The following is a 3327-nucleotide window of genomic DNA, read 5'->3' as shown; positions in this document are numbered from 1 at the left end:
GGTGAGTTAATATCTGAACTCTCATGCATCTCAGCCTGAATAGTCAAATTCGACTTCGCTTGTGCCTGGGTAAAGACCGTCTGGAACCGTTTTGCACCGCGGAGTGCCAGGGTCGACTTCGATGGTGGTTTCACCACTTTCTTCGGCGACTTAGCATCCGCATTAAGGCTCAAACCTAAGAGCAGACCACCCATTACCAACACGATAACTAAGAAACGCATCTTTTCATCCTTTCCTTCTAGACCATGCGCACTACTCAGGATTAGGAACGATATCCAATTGGACCTCGTTGCAAGAGTACTGGCTGGGATCTATGGGCTGGAACATTTTAGCCCCTCGCATACGCAACCCTGTTGATCGCGGTTTCAGTACCTGAGCAGCGAACTGCGCCGGCTTCAACTTTGTCGGGCCTCGAGTTCCAAGAGCGCTCGAAATCGCCTGAGGTGTCATTTCCGCGAAGTACAGATGCTTGCCCTTGTCACCCGCCTCCGTCACCCACTCAACCGCAATGAACTGGCCTGCAGGGCATAGCTGTGTTGGATCGTAAGGTTGGGCAGGACTGCGCGTATCGCCATTCCACATAACAAGATCGCCCTGATCCTGAACGGTGCCTGACTCGTCGCGATGATAGACACGCCAATAGCCAGGCTTATCCGAATAAAACAGCATGACGACCTGGTCGCCGAGCCTTAACTGAAGCGACTTAGGTTGCTCAAAACTCGTCAACGGCGTCCCCATCGCAGCGTCACCCTTACGAATAACTCGCCAGAGCACCTTGTTATTTGAATTCACGCCTTCGCCATTCAACGGCTGCGCGACGCTAATAATCGGTTGAGCGTTCGTCGCGATTCCCCCCGACGCCATAACAGGCCTAGGCCTCCCAGGGTTAGCAGTTGCATAGTTAGGAGCCACGAACGGCGGTGTCACAACTTCGCCAAAACCCGCGCCTCCACCGACAGAAATTCCTCCGCCAACAACAGCACCACCAGCAGCAGCACTTCCACCACTGCTAGGCTTAGCGCCACCACCACCTGGTTTAGCCCCGCCACCGACTCCACCTGCGGCGCCACCACCTGACACGGCTCCACCGCCGCTAACGGCAACATTAGTACCACCGGATGCGGTTGTGCTAGTGGTCGTTGTCTCAGGAGGAGGTGAACTGCCCATTTTGTTAAAAGATCTCATCATGAGGCGCCCAGGCAATGTGTGAGGGAAAACCATCAACGCAACGATGATTGCAAGAATCACAAACCCAATCTTTGCAAGCTTTGCGAAACCCATTGAAGCAAATGGCTTGTATACCAATGCACCCTGGGACATTTGCGGTTGCTTGCCATCGCCAACTGGATTGCCGTCACTATTCACTTGTTGTGAACGGACGATGAAGCTCAAGGTGTTGACTTCACCAAACCAGGGACGTTTGAACGGGATCATTTCCAGCTCAACCAATTGCTTTTCACCAGGTCGAACCGTAAGCATTTCCGTTGCTAAATGCCCTTCGACATCATCAGGTGCGCGGTTGTCGAATTCAAGCTTAAAAATTGCAGGAACCTTATTGTCCCTGTTCGTAATCTGGACGTTAAACATCCCACTACCGCGTAATCCAATTTTTTGAGTTGAAGGCGAAACGTGAAGTTCATAGTTCACTGGCCCCGATACGACCTTTTCAGCCAAAACATTGATACTTAATTCAGCCTGATCGGTATGGGCGCCGTTTGTTCGATTCACTGCTTGAATCGTAATCTTTTGAAGTCCTGTCGAAAGCGATTGTCCTTCTACGTTTTTAACGGTTATAGCAACTCGTCGTACGTTCTGGGGAGCGGCAGCTTGGGCGCCACCGGCTTTGGCAGTAGGAGCAAACGGGTTTGCGGCTGCATTTGCAGATGGACCACCAACTGCAGGAGGCGCCATTAATCGAAATTCTTTTTGTGTGACCTCAACCCAAGAAGGATTCACTTCGTTGTTGGGACCCAGCACACGAATTTCCACCTCAACCAATTGTTGTTCGGTGTTGGTGACGGTAACTGTCGCCTGTTGATTTTTCCCCGCTTCAAGGTCAATCTTGTCTGGCGTTAACTGAACATGTAATGGCATAATTCTTTCTCCTCACTCCACCGCTAAAAAAGCGGCTTCATAAACGGATATCACTCAAACATTTTCGATTATATTAATATGATTAGTCTCTTGCTTATCATTATATCAGCAGTCATCTCAAAAAGCTACCGAACACTAATTATTGTGCGACTGCATCATAGCTTCGCCTCTAATATATTAATACGTTAAAACAATGCAACTTATCATCATAATTATTCAACATCCTAATCAAATATTCCTTCTTTTAAAAAAGCGATTTATAAATGCGACCACAAAATGGCATTTACAGGATCGGATAAGTAGGACGAAAGGAATCTACTTGAAGCAAAGGAATCCATTCGCATAAAGAATGGTTGAACAAGCGATGAAATGGGCGAGGTCGGCGGAATTAACGTCGGCACCTTTTCAGGGTCGGTTACATAGAACTTAGGCGATTCTGGCAGTCGGAAATCACCATTCTGCACCATCTGCCTCAACATATCAACTTTTCCTTGAGGCCATTTTATCTCGCCCGATAGGATTTTGTCCTTCGTCGTATTAATCTGTTCTCTAGTCTTGTCCTGCAAAGGTTTAATCTTACCGATTTTCTGTTCTCTCAATACTTTGGTTAAGTTCTCTGTATAGCTCAGCTCAGGCTCATCCAAAGAACCAATTCCTCCCGGTACCGCTTGGAGTAAGGCAACATTTCTCTGCTTACCATCAGCCGGTGGAACTGGCGGGTAGGCAAAATAGGCTTCACCCATTGTCGAACGGCAGCAGTCCAGGATGAGTACCAGATCGCATTCTTCCGGAAGCGTTTCATGCGCAATTCGAATAAAGTCTTTGATCGGCAAGAATTGCTTTTCATCATCCCATTTCTGGGCAAGGGGCATGAGGAATCCGTCTTGGCTCTCCTTCAACCCAGTTTGCTTCAAGCTCACACCATGTCCAGCATAGTAAAGCACTACTTCAATTGGCTTATCCCAGCCTTGCATGATTTTAATTAACTGCTTTTTGAATGCTTCAGGAGTTATTGCCGTCGCAACTGCCTGATCCTTTGCCTTTAGAGAAATCAATGTCGAAGTAAAGCCAAATGAGGTCAGTACCGTACTCATGTTGTTGGCATCTCTGGCTGCATTGCTAAGCATTTGTAACGGATAAAAATCAATGCCGATACAGATTGCATAATAGTGTGAATTCGGAGTCGGTGGCGTCGTATTTGGCTTTGTCGTATTTGGTGGCGTTGTATTTGGT

At 48.0% G+C, this 3327-nt stretch carries 3 protein-coding genes; all 3 read right to left on the bottom strand.

What is annotated here, in order from left to right; translation table 11 throughout:
• Window positions 1–221: hypothetical protein (locus tag WCO51_11390; protein MEI6513857.1), on the bottom strand; the 221-nt coding region annotated here is incomplete at its 3' end.
• A gap of 31 nt (window positions 222–252) precedes the next feature.
• The gene (locus WCO51_11385) at window positions 253–2094 is read right to left on the bottom strand and encodes a hypothetical protein (protein MEI6513856.1); all 1842 of its coding nucleotides are present in this window, start codon (window positions 2092–2094) and stop codon (window positions 253–255) included.
• Between the two features lie 257 nt (window positions 2095–2351).
• On the bottom strand, window positions 2352–3327 hold a 976-nt coding region (locus WCO51_11380), incomplete at its 5' end, for a caspase family protein (protein MEI6513855.1).

The organism is bacterium (assembly GCA_037131655.1).
Classification (GTDB): Bacteria; Armatimonadota; Fimbriimonadia; order Fimbriimonadales; family JBAXQP01; genus JBAXQP01.
The sequence above is the reverse complement of the archived record's forward strand: the minus strand, read 5'-3'. Positions and strand labels throughout refer to the sequence as shown.

What these genes read in the sequence shown, in the direction of transcription:
- WCO51_11385 (MEI6513856.1), bottom strand. Translation starts at nt 2,094, where the DNA reads ATGCCATTACATGTTCAGTTAACGCCAGACAAGATTGACCTTGAAGCG.